Genomic DNA, 18,671 nt, shown 5'->3' on the forward strand with positions numbered 1-18,671 from the left:
ATGCCCATTGCTAAACTGAAACCAAGAACAACAGCGCCACGTGAGGAAATCGTCGTTGCCCGCCAGATGCATCAGGCTCTCGTCCTGCATTTTCTGGAAGGGTTGACGCAGGCGCAGATTGCGGACCAGCTCGGGATTTCTCACGCAACTGTCAACCGGCTCATCAAACGCGGCCGCCAGCTTGGCCTTGTAGAAATCAAGATCAAGTCGCCGGTTGAGCCTCTTATCGATCTGGAAGAACGATTACTGGCGCTTGGTGGCATTAGCCGCGCCATTGTTGTGCCGACCGCATCCGACAACCCGCAAACGGCTTTGCTGGCGGTGGGGGAAGCCGCTGCCCGCCTGCTTCTTGAAGAAATCGCCGATGGTGACACGATCTGCATCACTGGCGGAAAGGGCGTGAGTTCCGTGGTCGCTGGAATTCAGACCCCACGCCGTTTCGATGTCGAGGTTATTCCAGCAACGGGCTGTGTGCAGGGAAAGCACTATACTGACGTCAATCACGTCTCGACCTTGATGGCCGAAAAACTCGGAGGGCATTCCTATCAGATACATGCGCCCTTGTTCGCAGATGATGCTGCGCAGCGCGCTATGCTGATGAACATGCGCTCTGTCGCTGACGTGTTCCAACGGGCGAGGGAGGCCAAGGTGGCCATCGTCGGTATCGGCTCTATCGTCAGTACGGATTCGACCTATTACGATCTGCACCCGTCGTCGAGTGAAGACCGGACGGCTATCGAGCATTCCGGTGCCAGTGCGGAACTTCTCGCCCATCTGCTCGATGTGGAGGGACGGATTTGCAACTATAGCCTCAATCGTGCGCTGGTCTCGCTTACGCTGAATGAGTTTGCGCACATCCCGACGAAGATCGGTGTCGCCAGCGGATTGAACAAGGCCGAATCTATCCTGAGTGTTCTTCGCGGCAATCATCTCGATACGCTCGTCACCGACGAAGCGACTGGCGCCCGCATTCTCGAACTTGCATCCCAAGAAGGATATTTCGCATGAGCGGCGAACAGTTGATCCGCGAAATCGGGCGCTCCGGCGTCAGGGCGTCCGCAGTCGGTCTCGGTACATGGGCTATAGGCGGCTGGATGTGGGGCGGAACGGATGAAGCCCAATCCATCACAGCTATCCAGGCATCGCTGGATGCTGGCGTGACGCTGATCGATACGGCGCCGGCCTACGGCCTCGGACGATCTGAGGAAATTGTCGGCAAGGCAATTGCCGGATGCCGCGACAAGGCGGTGATCGCGACCAAATGCGGCCTCGTCTGGCATACCCGGAAAGGTAAGCACTTCTTCGATCAGGATGGAAAGCCAGTCCATCGCTATCTGGGGCGGGATGCGATCATCCACGAGGTGGAAGAAAGTTTGCGCCGCCTTGGTACCGATTATATCGATCTTTACATCACTCATTGGCAGGACCCGACGACACCAATCGAAGAGACCGTCGCGGCGCTTGATGACCTGAAACAGGCAGGCAAAATCCGGGCTGTTGGTGCCAGCAACGTCAATCGGTCGGAACTGGAGCACTATGTCCAGACTGGCGCGCTCGATGCGATCCAGGAGCGGTTCAGCATGATCGATCGGGAGATCGAGCAAGACTTGCTGCCGCTTACCACTGCAAACAATGTATCGACGTTGAGCTATTCCTCACTCGCGCTTGGTCTTCTGTCTGGCATGATCGGACCGGAACGTGTGTTTTCCGGGGACGATCAACGTAAGGACAATCCACGCTTTTCCGTTGCCAACCGGCAGAAGGCAAAGGATTTTGCGACGGCTATAAAGCCGGTCGCCGATCGCCATGGCGCGACGATAGCCCAGATCGTGATTGCTTGGACGCTGGCGCAGCCGGGAGTGACCTTCGCACTTTGCGGGGCGAGAAATCCAGCGCAGGCGCTCGACAATGCGCAGGCAGGAAGGCTCCGGCTTTCGTCCGATGACCTTGCGGCTATCGACACGGCCATTTCGGCACAACTGGTTAACATGGACGGATAACGGACGGCCATCATGAACCGAAAAGAGATATTAGACGGGCTCCGCCAGAGCCCGAAGGTGGACGTTTGTGTCGTCGGCGGTGGCATTAACGGGCTCAGCGTTTTCCGTGAGCTTGCGCTGCAGGGCGTGAACGTGCTGCTGGTTGAGCAGTCCGATTATTGTTCGGGCGCCAGCGCTGCGCTTTCACGTATGGTTCACGGTGGTTTGCGTTATCTGGAGAATGGCGAGTTCAGCCTCGTGAAGGAATCCCTTGTCGAGCGTGACAGATTGCTGCGCAATGCTCCCCACTATGTCGCGCCGCTACCGACAACCGTTCCGATCTTCGACATTTTCTCGGGGTTAGGAAATGGGATTGTACGTTTTCTGGGGCTTACGCGCCGTCCGAGCCGGCGTGGTGCAATCGCCATCAAAGCAGGATTAGGTATCTACGATTTTCTGACGCGCAAACGAGCGCTTATGCCAAAACACCGTTTTCGCAGTCGCAAAACGACACTTGCAAAATGGCCTTCGCTCAATCCCGCGATCCGCAGTTCCGCTACCTACTTCGATGCTTGGGTCAGCCATCCAGAGCGGATTGGGGTCGAGCTTCTGCGCGACGGCCTTTCAGCTGGACCGAATGCCAAGGCGCTGAACTATGCGGCAATTTGTGAAAGTGGCGGTGGTGATTTTCAGTTATTCGACGGTATTTCCAGCGAAACACTCTCTATCCAGCCGCGGCTGGTCATCAACGCGACGGGTGGCTGGATCGATATCGCGAATGGCACACTGTTTCCGAAAGAGGCACAACCTGCCCCGCTGATGGGGGTCACCAAAGGCTCGCATCTCATTGTCGATAATCCCGCTCTCAGTGACAGTCTTGATGGGCACATGATCTATTACGAGAACGAGGACGGACGCATCTGCATCCTGTTTCCCTATCTCGGCAAAGTTCTCGTCGGCTCGACGGATATCCGCGTCGACGATCCCGGCACCGTGCGCTGCGAGGCAGACGAACGGGACTACATTTTGCAATCGCTCGCTTTCGTGCTGCCAGAGATCAAAATACGTCCTGAGGAGATTGTCTTCCAGTTCGCAGGCGTGCGCCCGCTGCCAGCCAGCAACGACAGTTTTACGGGCCGTATCCCACGCGACCATTTCTGCACGGTGCTTGAAGGGCAGGATAACCGTCCTCCCGTACTCTGCATGATTGGCGGAAAATGGACAACTTTTCGCTCCTTTGGCGAAATGGCTGCTGACATGGCGTTGAAGCGGCTGGGGTTGTCGCGACGGATCGACACGACGGAACGTGCCATAGGCGGTGGACGCGCATTCCCGAAAGATCGTGCAATCTGGATCGAAAAATTGACTACCGCCACCAGACTTCCCGCAGACCGCGTTGAAATACTTTTCAAGCGCTACGGTACGGGTGCCACCGAAATCGCCCACTTTATCGCGGAGGGGTCGGATTATGCCTTGCCCAATGCCGCCTACAGCAGGCGGGAGCTTTCATATCTTATCCGTACCGAAGCGATCGAGCATCTCGATGACTTGCTTTTGCGGCGCACGACATTGGCGATTTCCGGCGAACTGTCTCTCGCCATGACCGAGGCCGTGCTTGATTTGCTGGCGACGGAGAAAAACTGGTCGCCAAAGTACCGCGACGCAGAGTTGATGCGATTTCTAACCCTCATGCGCGAGCGCCACGGCGTCGCCGCAGAAACCCTTTCCGCAAGGAACGAACAAAGGAGTGAATTATGCGAGAAAACCGCAAAGTCCGGATGAACCGGCTGTTCGGCAACGGTCGCTGTCTGGATGTGGCTGTCGACCACGGCGTGTGCAATGAGCCCTCTTTTCTCGACGGCTTGGAGAATATGCCAGCTGTCATCAAGGCATTGATCGACGCAAAGCCTGATGCCATCCAGATGAACTATGGTCAGGCCGATCTGCTGCAGGATGTTCCCGGCAAGGATAAACCGGCTCTGGTTATGCGTCTCGATATGGGCAATCCCTATAACCGCATTCGCCATCGCGACATGTGGGCTGTGCTGCAGAACGAGGCCGATCCGCTGATCGGAGCGTTGCAGATGGATGCGGCCTGCGTGGTGGTGAACCTCTTCATGCTGCCGGACGAGCCAGACCTCTTTCGTCAATGCGTGCAGAACATTTCCCGCGTCCGGGCAGATTGCGAAAAATACGGTATGCCGCTGATGATCGAACCGCTCGTCATGCAGCCAGTCACAGAGCGCGGCGGCTACATGGTCGATGGTGACGCCGACAAGATCGTGACGCTTACGCGGCTTGCCCGCGAAATGGGAGCTGACATCATCAAGGCAGATCCGACAACAAATGCAGAGGATTTCCATCGTGTCGTAGAGACGGCGCGCTGTCCGGTGCTGGTGCGTGGCGGCGGTAAGGAAGATCTCTCCGCAGTGTTTGCAAAATCTGCAGCCTTGATGCAGCAAGGTGCAATGGGCATGGTCTATGGACGCAACATATATCAGCATGCCAATCCAAGCGCCGTGGTGCGTGGGTTGATGGCGATTATTCATAAGAATGCGAGTGGCGAGGAGGCCTACTCGCTTTATCAGCAGGGCTGAGTTACTGGATTAGTTGGACCTTGGGAGGGGTTCTTCATGCAAAAATATCTGTTGGGGCTCGATGCGGGCAACACTGTCATCAAGGCGGTGGTTTTTGATCTTTCGGGACGGGAGCTCGCCCATGCAGGTGAAGAAGGACATAGCCGCATGCCACATCCCGGTCACGTCGAGCGTGACCTTGGCGAGCTCTGGTCCAATGCCAAGCGGGTTATTCGGGCTTGCCTTGATAAGGCGAGGATAACGGCGAGTGATATTGCCGCTATCGGCTGTGCCGGACACGGCAACGGGCTCTACGCGCTCGACCGGGAGGGAGATCCGCTCATAGGTATCCAGTCGCTCGACACCCGCGCGACCGGTCTCGTTGAAGAGTGGACGGCAAAAGGGGTGGGCGCAAAGACCTATCCGATAGCACGCCAGCGTCCATGGCCCTCCCAAACCCCGACGCTGCTTGCCTGGCTGAAGCGCTACCAGCCTGAACTGTTTGACCAGATAGGCACGGTATTTTTCTCCAAGGACTTCGTGGTCAATCGCTTGACGGGCAAACGTTTCAGCGAAGTTTCCGACATGTCGGGGGCGGGCTTGCTCGATCTTGCAACGCGCCGTTACGACAGTGCTTTGATGGAAGCTTACGGTTTGGGCGACTGTATGGATATCCTGCCACCGCTCATCGAAAGCGACAATATTGCAGGCAATGTAACTGAGGCTGTGGCGCGGGAGACCGGGCTTGCGGCGGGTACACCTGTTGTTGGAGGTCTCTTCGATGTCGTAGCTTCGGCGCTAGGTTCTGGTGTCTCACGCACAGGAAGTGCATCGATCATTGCGGGTACGTGGAGCATCAACCAGATTATTGTCGACGGCCCAGATCTCAAGGGGCCGGTCTTCATGACCTCTACTTTTGATCGCAGCCGTTACATGGCTATGGAAAACAGCGCTACCTCTGCGGCGAATCTTGAATGGCTGGTGCGGGAATTTTTTGAAGGAGACCATCATGCTGATGTCTCGCCATTTGATGTTTGTTGCAGTCTCGCCGCAGCCATCGAACCTGCAAGTGATGATCCGCTTTACCACCCTTATCTCTACGGAGCGCAACAGGACGGCCACGCCCGCGCAGGGTTTTACGGTATTGCGGGCTGGCATACGAAGGGGCATCTGATACGCGCTTTGCTTGAAGGCGTTGCCTTCGGTCATCGCCAGCATGTGGAAACCATCCGAAAAGCAGGCGCGACCTTCGAGGAGGCTGTGCTTTCCGGTGGCGGCTCACGCAGCCGTTTATGGCCCCAGATATTTGCCGATGTACTCGGCGTGCCAGTTTCTGTTGCCGTCTCACGAGAAACAGGCGCACTTGGCGCAGCCATTGCGGCGGGGACCGGTGTTGGGCTGTTCTTCGATTTCGCAGAAGGTGCCAATGCCATGGTGCGCACCGATCGGCATTACAAGCCGAACGCCGCGCTGGATGGACACTATAATCGCCGTTACGCGCTTTATGGAGACATCACAGCTGCAATGACGCCTCTATGGCGCCAGATACAGGCTAAACCGGTACAAAGCGTCCAGTTAGCGGAGACTGTTTAGTCAATCGTGAGTCAGGTGGGAATTGCCCAAGCTGCTTTACCCACCTCTTGGCTCGCCGAAACTGGTATAAATATCCGCTCTCGTCTGCGGCACAGCGGAAATGCCGCGTTTGCGTTTTGAAGCCACGGTCTGGTTAATCTGGACGGTGCCTCTCTCAAATGCCAGTGAACATCCCGCAAGATAGAGCAACCAGAGACGCGCTTTTGGATAACCGATTTCGGCAACGGCCTTGTCGAAATTGGAATAAAGTCGTTCGCACCATAACCGGCAGGTGCGGCCATAATGTTCGCGCAGATTTTCGACGTCGTGGACTTCGAACCCGCGCCCTTCGAGGTTTTCTACCGTCATCCCAAGATGATCGAGTTCCCCACCGGGGAAAATATACTTCACAAGCGCCTTATGTTCTGCACTTTTGCGTTTGAAGGATTTCTTGTCCTTCTTCATGCGCCGTGTGATTGCGTGGTGCATGTAAAGCCCACCGGGGCGCAGAAGCCGGTTCACGGCACTGAAATAGCTGTCGTAATTGGCGATACCAACATGCTCGAACATTCCAACAGACGAAATTTTGTCGAACTGCCCGTCAAGCTCTGCATAGGATTTGACGTGGATGGTGATCCTGTCTTCGAGACCTGCCTGCTTGATCCTCTCTCGGGCAAGTGCCGTTTGTGCCTCCGACAATGAAACGCCGGTTCCGATGACGCCAAAGTTTTGCACTGCATAGATCAGGAGGGCACCCCAACCGCAACCGATATCCAGAAGACGGTCACCTGGTTTCAATCGTAGTTTTCGGCAGATGAGTTCCAGCTTGTCCTTCTGGGCCTGATCGATATCATTGGCCCAGTCCGTGAAGTAGCCGCATGTGTAAACCATTCGCTCATCGAGGAATAAGCGATAGAACTCGTTGGACACATCGTAATGATGGGTAATTGCCTCCTTGCTCGACCCACTGACGAAAGGCTCCTTACCGTCAAGAACCTCGCGCGCATCGGTTTTGCCAGCGAGCAGAAGAGCCGGAAGATCCTTGAGTAGTTGCCATTTTGGCAGCTCTTTCAGCCTGTTCTTCACACTTCCATCGGTTTTGGCATTTGCGAGGTCGAAGATCGTACCATTGCTGATATCCACACGACCCGATGTCCAGATATCGATCAGAGAATCATAGTTGGGCTTGAGGAGAAGCTGTCGAACGATTGTCGGATCGTTGATTACCAATGATGGGCCATCGAATGCACCGATGCGCGTGCCGTCCCATAACTCCACGTTGAACTGTGGGCGCAGTGTTTCAACAACTGTCCGAATAATGCGAACGGACCTGGTTTCAACCGTCATGCCATGCCTCTCTATTGAGGTTTCAGAAGATAATCTTCCCGCGCTGACCCTAACCGAAGGCATCTGCGATTGCAGTCATAAAATCGTGACAGTTACTGCTATGCCTTCAACAGGAACAGCACCTGATATGCAGGATTGCTTGCGCGTTGCGTTTCGGTCAAAACAACGCCGTTGATTTACGATTCAGGAAAAGGAGCAGCCGATGGGTAAACGTTCGAATACAATTCGATGGCTTGTAATATTCTCGGCCATATCTTGTATTCTGAGTTTTCCAGCGGACTTGCACGCGCAACAGGCACCAGGTGCTGAGGTGTCGGCAGGGACTGAAGAGACATCGCATCATTCTGCACCGGCAACCGACACCTTTGGTCAGACCCAGTTCGTTCTGAGTGGCGATCCCGTTGTCCCCCCGCGCGATTATGCCAAAGGGCTGGAGATACCAAATCCTGATGAGTATGATCCTATCGAGTCCGGCACGATTTTTGACATCGTTTATTTGGGCGTCGCCGATGGCAGAATGTGTTTCGAGATTCGCGGTTATACCGCGACTGATCTGCAAAACCCGGATACGGGACAAACAGTCGATTTTCCGGTCGAGCAACAATCTATCGAAATCAGGAATATCCGGATTGACGTGGAGGCTGCCGAGTCGGGAAGCCTGATTTACAAGGCAAACAGGTTTTCTGAAACTTCAGGAAATTAGTTCTCTGATGTATCCCAACCTGGGTAGACGCCCGAACGTAAGTTGCCCCAGGTCGGATCAATGTCGTGATACTCGTGATAAAGTCTGATAATGATGGCAGTCACAAGGAAAACTGCGCATAAAGCCAGTATGATTTTAAAGAATAAGTCCGGCTTCAAGCTCTGCCTCGCCCATTGCTAAATGTAGCCCTCAGCGTTTTATATCCGTGCAGATCAATGTTTTCCGTTAACGGGTGCTGTCGAACGAAAATTTCGTTCAATGCGGCATTGTTGAGAAGTGCCTGCTATATTGAATTGTGAAACGATAGAAACAGCGGGTAACAGCTTGCGATTCGACGAGCCGAAATTTTTGCGCATTGAACCACGTGAAGAGGCAAACGGCATGGAATTTCCCCGTGATATTGAAGATGCGGCCAGAAATTTGTGGCTCGAAGTCTCAGAAGCGAACGAAAAAGTTGCACCCATCGATATAATCGCACTTGCTATCCTGAGGGAGAGGCAGCGATGTGCGACAATTGCGCTTTGCGTATTTGATGATGAAGAATGGTCGGATGAATACCGCATGGCAGGTGGATTGGCTGCGGATGCAATACTTGCAGGCAATAGCAATATTTCAGATTAAGCGGTGGCATCGCACGTGAAGCCTGTCGCATAAAGAAACGGAATGAAATGGTATTCGAACGTTTAGGGGCAGGGATTGCTGGCCTGCTGTCAATGACTTTGGTTGGATGCACGACATCGCCGCAGAATTATGCGTCTTCGCTTTCAATTCAGGATCCCAAATGGCAGTCGCCACAGTGCGAAGAAATTCGTGCGGAGGCCGCGAATTATGAGGCGAGAGAAAAGAAGGTTTCCGACCTGGCTCCCGGACTTCTCATCGGCCCGTATGGGCTGGGTATAGCGGCGGCAATAAAGGAGAATGACGAGAAGCGGCGAAAAGTGTTCGTTCGCGAGATGCACCTGCGCTGCTCAAGTTTGCCTCTTCCGAGAGAGCTCGAAAATACACAAAACGAAACGAACCAATCAAAACCAGCTGATACATTTCGATAGTTTGCGTACTTCTTCACATAATTCCGATCCGCAATAGCGACGTCAACAGCGAGTTAATGACGATGCCCGAATTTGTACCTGTCATCGCGTTGCATGGCGGCGCTGGAACCATTCTTAAAGCCAATATGACGCCAGAGAAGGAAGCAGCCTATCATGCCGGCCTGCGGGAATGCCTGCAGGCTGGACTGGATGTTTTGCGTAAAGGTGGCAAAGCACTCGATGCCGTGACGGCATCTGTGATTGCCTTGGAAGAAAATCCGCTTTTCAACGCCGGGCGTGGAGCCGTTTTCACGACGGATGAAACGCATGAGATGGATGCGGCCATCATGGATGGTGCAACGCGGGCATGCGGTGCCATCTCCGGAATTTGCGGGCCACGCAATCCTGTTCTGGCGGCACGTGCAGTCATGGAGCAGACCGAACACGTATTTTTCGCAGGCGAAGGGGCAAAGCGTTTTTGCGAAGCTGCCGGTCTGGAAATGATGGTGCCGGAATGGTTCTCGACGGAACAGCGTCGCAAGGCCTTGCACGACGAAATGGCACGTCGTCGCAGTGGTGTCGCCGACGATGGCGATCCTGCCCGCAAACATGGCACTGTCGGAGCAGTTGCACTGGATCGTTTCGGTCATCTGGCGGCAGCCACATCCACGGGCGGCATGACCGCCAAGACACCGGGACGCGTTGGCGACAGCCCGGTCATCGGTGCTGGAACCTGGGCGGATGACGAGACGGTAGCGCTTTCCGCCACAGGTCACGGAGAATATTTCATTCGCTGGGCGGTGGGTCACGAAGTGGATGCACGGATGCGCTGGGCAGGGCAATCGCTCAATGAAGCGGCTGGCGCGGTTGTCCGCGAGCTGGGTGAAATCGGTGGCTCTGGCGGTCTTGTTGCGGTGGATCGCAAAGGCAATGTCAGCCTGCCGTTCAACAGCCCAGGCATGTATCGTGCATGGTGCGGTTTGGACGGGGAGATAAATACGGGTATATATAGATAGGGTCGAAGCGCTTGCCTGTTTTTAACAGGGCTTGTTCAACAAGCGTCAGCTTTTCTATTCCATATTGGAATGGCAAGTCTAAAATTGCATTGGCCAAAGCCTAAATTTGCTGCCTATAAATTTCAAATAATAAAATTGACGGTCAAGGGAGATTACTCCTCGGCTTTTCTTCAAGCTCTTGAAAAAGCAAGAAGATTGGCTTCGGGTAACGATGGCTGGTGCGCCTTTCAAACGAGCGCGAAAATGGGGAAATGAATGACGGAAGCCAAGCGCGTTCTGGAGGGGAAGATTTACCCTTCTGACGAAAAGGCGCAGCTATTCAACAATATGGAGCCGCAAAGCAGTGCCAGTGGAGCGGCAAGTCTTGCGCAACCAGTGCAGGAATTTCGCTTGCCGGTCAGCGACCTGCATGAACTTTCCGTTTTGGAATATGGTAATCCAAAAGGGATCCCAGCTGTCTTTCTACATGGCGGTCCCGGTGCGGGTGTCTCGGCCAAGCAGATTGCCAGTTTCGATCTCAACACTTATCGTGTCATTACCTTCGATCAACGCGGTGCGGGCCGTTCCACCCCTATCGCGGAAATTGTTGAAAACACCACACAGCATCTGATCGCGGACATGGACACCCTGCGCAAAAAACTGGGTATCAAGCGCTGGCTTGTGGCCGGAGGCTCTTGGGGATCATGTCTTTCGCTTGCCTATGGAATAGCGCATCCGCAGCACTGTCTCGGGTTTCGGCTGCACGGAATATTTCTGTGCGGGCAGGAGGATGTTGACTGGTGGTTCCATGGCTGCCGTGCCATTTTCCCGGATCACTGGCAGGAATTCGCCGAATTCGTACAGGAAAGTGAGCGCGCCGACCTGCTCGCCGCCTACTATACGCGGCTAACGTCTGGGGATCCGGTACAAGAACAGACGGCGGCCCAGAGCCTGCGCGGATTTTCGGCGCGCACGCAGACCTTCGAACCGGACACGAACCACGTCTCCGAACTTCTGAAGCCGGAAGCGGCCTTGGCCGTATCACGCATTTTTACCCACTATTGCATCAACCGCGCTTTCTTGCCGGAGAATTATCTCATCGGGAGTATTGATCGTATTCGTCACCTGCCAGCCGAAATCGTGCAGGCGCGATACGATACGGTGACGCCGATGATGACGGCCTGGAAACTCAAGGAAGCCTGGCCGGAGGCCGGATTCACCATCGTCACACTTGCCAATCACCAGTCGACAATCGGCCCGATGGCTGATGCGCTAGCAGCTGCATCTGCCCGGCTGGCGCGGCAGTTGGTGTAATCCAATTCATCAATGCTTGGAATTGAGGACAATTCGATGTTCGATACAAGGACCGCCGATACATCGCTTTCGATGACGTACTACGTCGATATCTGCAAGGCGGTGAAGCCCGCCGTGTCGCCGGACGGTGAACTTCTGGTCTATCTCAGCGATGAAAGCGGTACGGCACAGGTTTGGGCGCGCTCGCTTGCAGGTGGCAAGCCACGCCAACTCACCAATCTGCCGGAACCGGTCGGCAATCTTGCCTTCAATCCCAAGAACCGTGATCTGCTGATCACCACAGACTGGGGTGGCGACGAACGTCACCAGCTGTGGCTGATCGAAGACGCCGAAGGTGAGCCGCGCCTCCTCACCACCGATACTACGGTGGTGCACGCCTGGGGCTGCTGGTCGCCGGATGGCACCCGGATCGCCTATAGCGCTAATTATCGCGACCGTTCGCACATGGATATTCATGTGATGACCGTTGCGACGGGCGAGACGAAATGCGTCTACGAGGGTATCGGCTGGCGCAGCCCGGCAGCTTTTGCGCCCGATGGCAAGTCGCTTCTGGTCAATGATTGCCAGCGTGCCATGACGGATCAGGACTTCTGCCGCCTCGATCTCGAAACAGGCGCCTATGAAAATATTCTGCCGCATGAAGGCCGGGCGCACTATCAGGCGCCGAAATTCTTCAAGGATGGCTCCGGTATTCTGTTGATTGCCGATCAGGAACGCGAATATCTCTCGGTCATGGTCAAGCCGCATGACGCGGCATGGCTGACCGAACTCGCCGCTTTTGAAGGGCAGGATGTTGAAGCGCTCGCAATCTCACCTGATCAGAACAGGATAGCACTCGTCCTGAACCGTCAGGGCTGGAATGATCTGGTTCTGATCGGTCGCGACGGAGCGGTGCTGAAACAGCTAGAGATGCCGGTTGTTGGGGTCGTTGCTTCGATTGCATGGACGCCCGATGGCATGTCGTTGATCATGCCTGTGGAAGGTGCTGCGACGTCGGGCGATATCTGGCGCTGCGATGTTGAAAGCGGTGTTTTTACACGCCTGACAGATGCGCCGAAAGCCAAGGTGAAATTACCGGCCTTTCTGGAACCAACGGTAACGAGCGTTGCAAGTTTCGACGGTCTGGACGTTCCGTATTTCGTCTACAAGCCGGAGCGTGCACCGGGTCGTGATGGTTATCCAGTTATGATCATTGTGCATGGCGGTCCTGAAGCCCAGTGGAGGCCGGATTTCCGGGCGGACATCCAGTACATGCTGGCACGGGGCATCATGGTCATCGCGCCGAATATTCGCGGCAGCACCGGTTATGGCCGCGACTACCAGCATCTCGACGACCGTGAACTACGCATGGACAGCGTCGCCGATCTCAAAGCGGTGCGCATGGCGGTCGCAGCACGTAGTGACGTAGATGAAAGTCGTATTGGCGTGTTTGGCCGGTCTTATGGTGGATTCATGGTCCTCTCGGCCATGACGGAATATCCCGACCTGTGGAAGCTTGGTGTCGAATATTACGGGATCGCCAATTTTCTCACTCTGCTGCAGACAACGGGACCGTGGCGCAAGGAACTGCGCGCCATCGAATATGGTGATGTCGAAACCATGCGGGATGAGCTGGAGCGGTTCTCGCCCATCAATCGCATAGGCAATATCGCCGCGCCATTGATGATCGCGCATGGTCTGGAAGACCCGCGTGTCACGCCGTGCGAAAGCGAGATGGTTTATTCGTGCCTGCGCGGCCTCGGCAAACCGATCGAATATCTGCGTGTACCGCATGAGGGCCATGGCTTCGCGCGTATCGAAAATCGGCGCCGCGTGTTTGGCGCGCTGGCCCGTTTCATTGACGAGAATCTTTAAGACATTGTTGGGAGAGAACACCGTGAAGAATGGTGAAGATATCTGGGATCTGGTGGACGCGAAGAAGGCTGATTTTGAAGCCTTGAGTGACCGCGTCTGGGGCATGCCGGAGATCGCTTATACCGAATATAAGTCCTGTGCCGAGCATACTGCAATGTTGAAGGAACAGGGGTTCCGTATTGCCGAGAACGTAGCGGGCATTCCCACCGCCGTGATGGGTGAAGCCGGGGATGGTGGACCGGTCATCGCAATCTTGGGTGAATACGATGCCCTTCCGGGCCTCAGCCAAGAAGCGGGTATTGCGGAACCCCGTCCGATCCCTGGCACGGGACATGGCCATGGTTGCGGCCACAATCTTCTGGGTTCCGCCGCCATTTTGGCTGCGACGGCGGTTAAGGACTGGCTGGAACAGACCGGCAAGAAGGGACGTGTACGCTATTACGGTTGCCCGGCGGAAGAAGGTGGGGCGGCGAAGTCGTTCATGGCGCGTGCTGGCGCTTTCGATGATGTCGACATTGCCATCTGCTGGCATCCGGCTTCGTTCACCCAGGTAGACGACGCGCAGTCGCTCGCCAATACGCGCATGGATTTCGAGTTTACCGGACGGGCCTCCCACGCCGCCGCGGCACCGCATCTGGGGCGCTCGGCTCTGGATGCGGTGGAGCTGATGAGCGTCGGTTGCAATTATTTACGTGAACACATCCCTTCTGATTGCCGTCTTCACTATGCCTATCTCAATGCGGGCGGTATCGCGCCGAATGTCGTTCAAGCCAAAGCCAAGGTGCGCTACGCCATCCGGGCAACCGATCTTCCGGGTATGTTCGCTCTCAACGACCGGGTGAAGAAGGTTGCAGAAGGCGCTGCGATGATGACGGAAACGACCGTCAACATCTCCATTATGAGCGCGGTGTCGAACTTGCTCGGTAATACGCCGCTGGAAATCGCGATGCATTCGAACATGGAACGTCTGGGCGGTGTGCCGTTTGACGATGTGGACCGTGCCTTCGCAGCCGAGATTCAGGCAACGCTTTCGAAGGAAGACATTGAAACCGATTACTTGCGCGTCGGCCAGCCGCTGGCAGCAAATGAACCTCTTTGCGACTACGTCTTGCCACGTGAACAGAAGGGCGTGCCGATGATCGGCTCCACCGATCTGGGCGATGTAAGCTGGGTCGTCCCGACCGTTCAGGCGCGCGTGGCAACACATGCGATCGGCTCGCCCGGTCATTCGTGGCAGATCACGGCACAAGGCAAGATGCCAGCCGCGCATAAGGGCATGGTCTACGCCGCCAAGGTGATGGCGGGCACTGCGCTTGATGTTCTTCAGAACGAGAAAACCCTGAACGACGCCAAGGCTGATCACAAGGCTCGTACGGCAACGACGCCCTATACCTGCCCGATCCCGTCAGACGTCAATCCGCCGCTCCAACCGCGTCCAGCAGACTGACTGGCTGAATAATTGCATTTCGTGCCGCGCGGACTCGCGCGGCACCTTTCGAAAATGCTCAACCATAAAAGGGGATAATAATGCAAAAACAAAAGACAACCATCTTGCGCCGTACCACAGCACTCGCACTTGTCGCCGGTATGAGTGCTGCGACGTTCCCTGCTGGGGCCGCGTCGCCACCGAACGCGCTTGTCATGGCGTGGAACATCGACGCTATCAGCACTTTTGACCCAGCACAGATCGGTGAGGCGGCTACCAACGAGATCATCCAGAATATCTGCGACCCAATGGTTGATTTCGATCCGGCTGACGAGACCAAGATCATGCCGCAACTCGCCAAAAGCTGGGACGTCTCGCAGGACGGTCTGCAGATCACGTTCCACATGCGCGATGACCTGAAGTTTGACAATGGCGACAAGGCGACGGCGGGCGATATGGCATGGTCGCTCCAGCGCGCAGTCAAGCTCGGTTTCGGCAATGCTGCGACACTGACGGAGTACGGTTTCACCAAGGAGAATGTGGATCAGACCATCTCGGCGCCAGATGACAACACGGTCGTTTTCAAGCTGGACAAGCCTTATCCGGTCAATCTCATTCTGGCGGCGATCGCCGCCAACCGGGTTGCCAGCCTTCTTAATCAGAAGGTGTTGATGGAGAACCAGGTCGATAATGACATGGGCAACAAATATCTGGCCACTCGGTCGGAATGCGTCGGCCCCTACAAGCTGGTGCGGTGGAACCCCGCCGAAGTGGTTATCCTTCAGGCGACCGACAATTACTGGGGAGAAGCACCGAAGCTTAAACAGGTGCTGATCCGCCATGTTTCAGAAGCGGGAACTCAACGGCTTCTGCTTGAAAAAGGTGACATAGACATTGCTCGAGATCTGACGCCGGAGGACCTGCGCGATCTCGAAGCCCAGCAAAAGGTGACCGCTTCACGCTCGCTAAAGCCTTCGCTGTTCTATTGGAATTTCAACAATGCCGATTCGATCTTCGCCAATGAAAAGGTGCGCCTCGCGATGCGCTATCTCATTGATTACGAGGGCCTCGGCAAGACGGTCATCAACAATGTCGGCGTGCCGCGTGCGAGCTTCGTGCAGCTAGGTGCTTTCGGTGCACTGGATGAGAAGGAAGGGCAGCCCTTCAAACTCGATGTGGAAAAGGCTCGTGAACTACTGAAGGAAGCCGGTTACGAGAAGGGCTTCGAGACGACGATGTTTATCAGTACTGCGCCTTATGCGGCTCCGATTGCCCAGAGCATTCAGGATGCCGCCACCAAGGTCGGCGTGAAGATCAAGATCGAACGCATGGCCAACGCGCAATTGTTCAGCCGCATTCGCGGTCGGGAGTTCCAGACGTCGCTGATGGGCTGGCAGACCACCGTTCCGGACGCGCATGGCAATGCTTCGCGTCAGATTTTCAATCCTGATAACCGGGCTGAGGCCAAGCAGACCATGTATCCGAGCTGGCGCGCGAGCTACTTCAACGAAGCCGTAAACAAGGAAGTCGACACGGCTTTGTTCGAGAAGGACGAGGCCAAACGCAAACAGATGTATATCGATCTGCAGAAGGAGATGATGGAGAAGGGGCCGCACGCCTTCATTTTCCAGATCTATAATGTCGCTGGCGTTAACAAGGCTATGAAGAACTGGAGCTGGAACGGCTTCCGCGTCTACTACGATCTGGCCGCGAAATAGCGAGAATAGCGTTCCCGGTGGCTTCCTCGTAGTCGCCGGGCGTTCTTCGCTTCGATGGATGACCGTGTGACCGCTTGTGGCTCGCAGTGCGATCCTGGCCCGGCATCCCGTTTTTCTCTTTTGGGAATTTGCAGATGACGACGCACGAAATCATGGAAGACGTGGAGGAGGCGGACCGCGACAGGGAAGCCGGTCCGGTGCTTCAGTTTCTCGCCGCCACAGTGCGCCTGATCATTTCAGTGGCGATTACGCTTCTGGGACTGGTCACACTGACCTTTTTCATCAGCCGCCTTTTGCCGCTCGATCCGGTTATTGCCATGCTGGGGGACAATGTTTCCCAAGAAGCCTATGACACGATGTATCGTAAGTTGGGTCTCGACCAGCCGTTGATCGTGCAATACGGCCTATACCTCAAGAATGCGCTTATGTTTGATTTTGGCAACGCGCTGACTTCCGGTCGTCCGGTACTGGAAGATATTGCACGCGTCTTCCCCGCCACCATCGAACTGGCGACCGTGGCCATCGCCATCGGTACCACGCTTGGTATTCCGCTTGGTGTTTTCTCGGCCATGTATCGCAATTCGCCGCTGGACCATGCTGTGCGTATGGTCAGTTTGCTTGGTTATTCTACGCCGAACTTCTGGCTCGGTTTGATGGCGCTGCTGATCTTCTACGCCACGTTGGGTTGGATCGGTGGGCCGGGGCGGATCGACTTCATCTACGAATATTCCGTCGAACCGACGACCGGATTCTTGCTTCTCGACAGCGCAATGCAGGGGCAGTGGGATGCTTTTTGGAACGCTGTAAGCCATATCATCATGCCGGCCCTGATCCTCGCTTTTGGTTCTATGGCTTATATCAGCCGCATGACGCGTGGCTTCATGATCGAGCAGCTCAATCAGGAATATATTATCACTGCGCGCGTCAAGGGGCTGTCCTGGGCGCGCACCGTTTGGGGTCATGCATTCCGCAATGTTGCGGTTCAGGTCGTGACGGTCGTGGCGCTATCCTATGCCTTTCTGCTGGAAGGCGCTGTGCTGACTGAAACGGTGTTCGCATGGCCGGGTTTTGGGCGCTACCTCACCAATGCGCTTCTGGCTGGTGACATGAACGCGGTGGTCGGCTGCACGCTGATTGTTGGCATCCTGTTCGTCGGTATCAACCTGATCAGCGATCTTCTGTATCGCGTTTTTGATCCTCGCACACGATAGGACACTGCCGATGAACACCCACACCAGCACATCGTCGGCCCAAACTTCCAATTCTCTGCGGGGTTGGCTGACTGCCCCCGTGCCTACTTCCGCTTTTCAGGCCAATATCCAGCAGTTACGCCGTTCCTGGTTCAAGCTGATGGCCAATACGTCCGCCGTGTTCGGTCTGGCCGTAATCGTACTTTTGGTACTGGTAGCTATTTTTGCGCCTCTAATCGCCACGCACGACATTGGTGCCAACAATCTCGCTAACCGGCTTCAACCACCGTCATGGGGGCATTTCTTTGGTACGGACGAACTGGGGCGCGATATTTTCAGCCGCCTTGTCTATGGCTCGCGCATCACGCTTTACATCGTGACGCTGACTGCTGTCATCGCTGCGCCTATTGGTCTCGTCGTTGGCACCACCGCAGGCTATATGGGCGGCTGGGTTGATACGGCACTGATGCGTATTGTCGATATCTTTCTTGCTTTTCCTAGTCTCGTGCTCGCGCTGTCCTTTGCTGCAGCGCTTGGGCCAGGCATCGAAAATGCCGTTATCGCCATTTCGCTCGCCGCATGGCCACCGATAGCCCGTCTTGCACGTGCCGAAACACTGACCATCCGCTCGTCTGACTATGTGGCCGTCATTCGTCTGCAGGGGGCTTCCACGATGCGGGTGATTACGAAACATGTCGTGCCGATGTGCATTCCGTCGGTGGTGATCCGCATTACGCTCAACATGTCTTCGATCATTCTGACGGCCGCCGGCCTTGGCTTTCTCGGTCTTGGCGCACAGCCGCCAAGCCCGGAATGGGGCGCGATGCTTTCCAGTGGTCGCGAATTCATGATGACTTCGTGGTGGCTTGCCGCTGTACCCGGCACTGCAATCTTGATCGCGAGCCTCGCCTTCAACTTGTTCGGCGACGGTTTGCGCGACGTTCTCGACCCCAGAAACGGATAAGATCA

At 55.5% G+C, this 18,671-nt stretch carries 16 protein-coding genes; 15 read left to right on the plus strand and 1 reads right to left on the minus strand.

The genetic code is table 11. The annotated features are described in order from the left end of the window. From AC1RHM_RS10020 to AC1RHM_RS10040, 5 genes are read left to right on the plus strand one after another with little or no spacing between them, the layout of a single operon-like run. On the plus strand, positions 1-1,008 hold the full coding sequence (locus AC1RHM_RS10020) for a sugar-binding transcriptional regulator (RefSeq protein WP_010661039.1): 1,008 nt from the start codon (positions 1-3) through the stop codon (positions 1,006-1,008). After that, positions 1,005-2,000, plus strand: coding sequence for an aldo/keto reductase (locus tag AC1RHM_RS10025; RefSeq protein ID WP_010661040.1), 996 nt, complete (start codon positions 1,005-1,007; stop codon positions 1,998-2,000). Before AC1RHM_RS10020 ends, AC1RHM_RS10025 begins: the two co-directional genes overlap by 4 nt. Positions 2,001-2,012: 12 nt before the next feature. Next, entirely contained in the window at positions 2,013-3,761 is a 1,749-nt protein-coding gene (locus tag AC1RHM_RS10030) for a glycerol-3-phosphate dehydrogenase/oxidase (RefSeq protein WP_010661041.1), read from the plus strand. Further along, a complete protein-coding gene (locus AC1RHM_RS10035; protein WP_010661042.1) occupies positions 3,734-4,576 on the plus strand; it encodes a class I fructose-bisphosphate aldolase in 843 nt (280 codons plus the stop codon). Before AC1RHM_RS10030 ends, AC1RHM_RS10035 begins: the two co-directional genes overlap by 28 nt. Before the next feature lie 36 nt (positions 4,577-4,612). After that, entirely contained in the window at positions 4,613-6,148 is a 1,536-nt protein-coding gene (locus tag AC1RHM_RS10040) for an FGGY-family carbohydrate kinase (RefSeq protein ID WP_010661043.1), read from the plus strand. A 36-nt stretch (positions 6,149-6,184) separates the two neighbouring features. Here the strand turns inward: AC1RHM_RS10040 and AC1RHM_RS10045 are convergent, their stop codons facing one another. Next, a complete protein-coding gene (locus tag AC1RHM_RS10045; RefSeq protein WP_010661044.1) occupies positions 6,185-7,474 on the minus strand; it encodes an SAM-dependent methyltransferase in 1,290 nt (429 codons plus the stop codon). 202 nt (positions 7,475-7,676) lie between these two features. On the opposite strand from AC1RHM_RS10045, the gene AC1RHM_RS10050 reads away from it, so the two are divergent. The 10 genes from AC1RHM_RS10050 to nikC all read left to right on the plus strand — a co-directional run bounded on the left by AC1RHM_RS10050 (position 7,677) and on the right by nikC (position 18,666). After that, positions 7,677-8,177, plus strand: a complete 501-nt coding sequence (locus AC1RHM_RS10050; RefSeq protein ID WP_010661045.1) for a hypothetical protein — start codon at positions 7,677-7,679, stop codon at positions 8,175-8,177. A gap of 324 nt (positions 8,178-8,501) precedes the next feature. Then, positions 8,502-8,798: a hypothetical protein gene (locus AC1RHM_RS10055; protein WP_226622670.1), complete on the plus strand. Its 297-nt coding sequence runs from the start codon at positions 8,502-8,504 to the stop codon at positions 8,796-8,798. A 47-nt stretch (positions 8,799-8,845) separates the two neighbouring features. Next, positions 8,846-9,226, plus strand: coding sequence for a hypothetical protein (locus AC1RHM_RS10060; RefSeq protein WP_010661047.1), 381 nt, complete (start codon positions 8,846-8,848; stop codon positions 9,224-9,226). 62 nt (positions 9,227-9,288) lie between these two features. Beyond that, positions 9,289-10,221: an isoaspartyl peptidase/L-asparaginase family protein gene (locus AC1RHM_RS10065; RefSeq protein ID WP_105529419.1), complete on the plus strand. Its 933-nt coding sequence runs from the start codon at positions 9,289-9,291 to the stop codon at positions 10,219-10,221. Positions 10,222-10,476: 255 nt separating this feature from the next. Further along, entirely contained in the window at positions 10,477-11,514 is a 1,038-nt protein-coding gene (gene pip / locus AC1RHM_RS10070) for a prolyl aminopeptidase (RefSeq protein ID WP_010661717.1), read from the plus strand. A 36-nt stretch (positions 11,515-11,550) separates the two neighbouring features. Continuing rightward, positions 11,551-13,368 carry a S9 family peptidase gene (locus AC1RHM_RS10075; protein WP_151577130.1) on the plus strand — a complete coding sequence of 606 codons (1,818 nt, stop codon included), beginning with the start codon at positions 11,551-11,553 and terminating at the stop codon, positions 13,366-13,368. 22 nt (positions 13,369-13,390) lie between these two features. Beyond that, positions 13,391-14,815 carry a M20 family metallopeptidase gene (locus tag AC1RHM_RS10080; protein WP_010661719.1) on the plus strand — a complete coding sequence of 475 codons (1,425 nt, stop codon included), beginning with the start codon at positions 13,391-13,393 and terminating at the stop codon, positions 14,813-14,815. 80 nt (positions 14,816-14,895) lie between these two features. After that, entirely contained in the window at positions 14,896-16,512 is a 1,617-nt protein-coding gene (locus AC1RHM_RS10085; RefSeq protein ID WP_010661720.1) for an ABC transporter substrate-binding protein, read from the plus strand. A gap of 134 nt (positions 16,513-16,646) precedes the next feature. Further along, positions 16,647-17,723, plus strand: a complete 1,077-nt coding sequence (locus AC1RHM_RS10090; RefSeq protein ID WP_010661721.1) for an ABC transporter permease — start codon at positions 16,647-16,649, stop codon at positions 17,721-17,723. 10 nt (positions 17,724-17,733) lie between these two features. Continuing rightward, positions 17,734-18,666: a nickel transporter permease gene (gene nikC, locus AC1RHM_RS10095; RefSeq protein WP_010661722.1), complete on the plus strand. Its 933-nt coding sequence runs from the start codon at positions 17,734-17,736 to the stop codon at positions 18,664-18,666. Positions 18,667-18,671: the final 5 nt, after the last annotated feature.

Source organism: Brucella sp. GW823-FHT04E01, assembly GCF_058796175.1.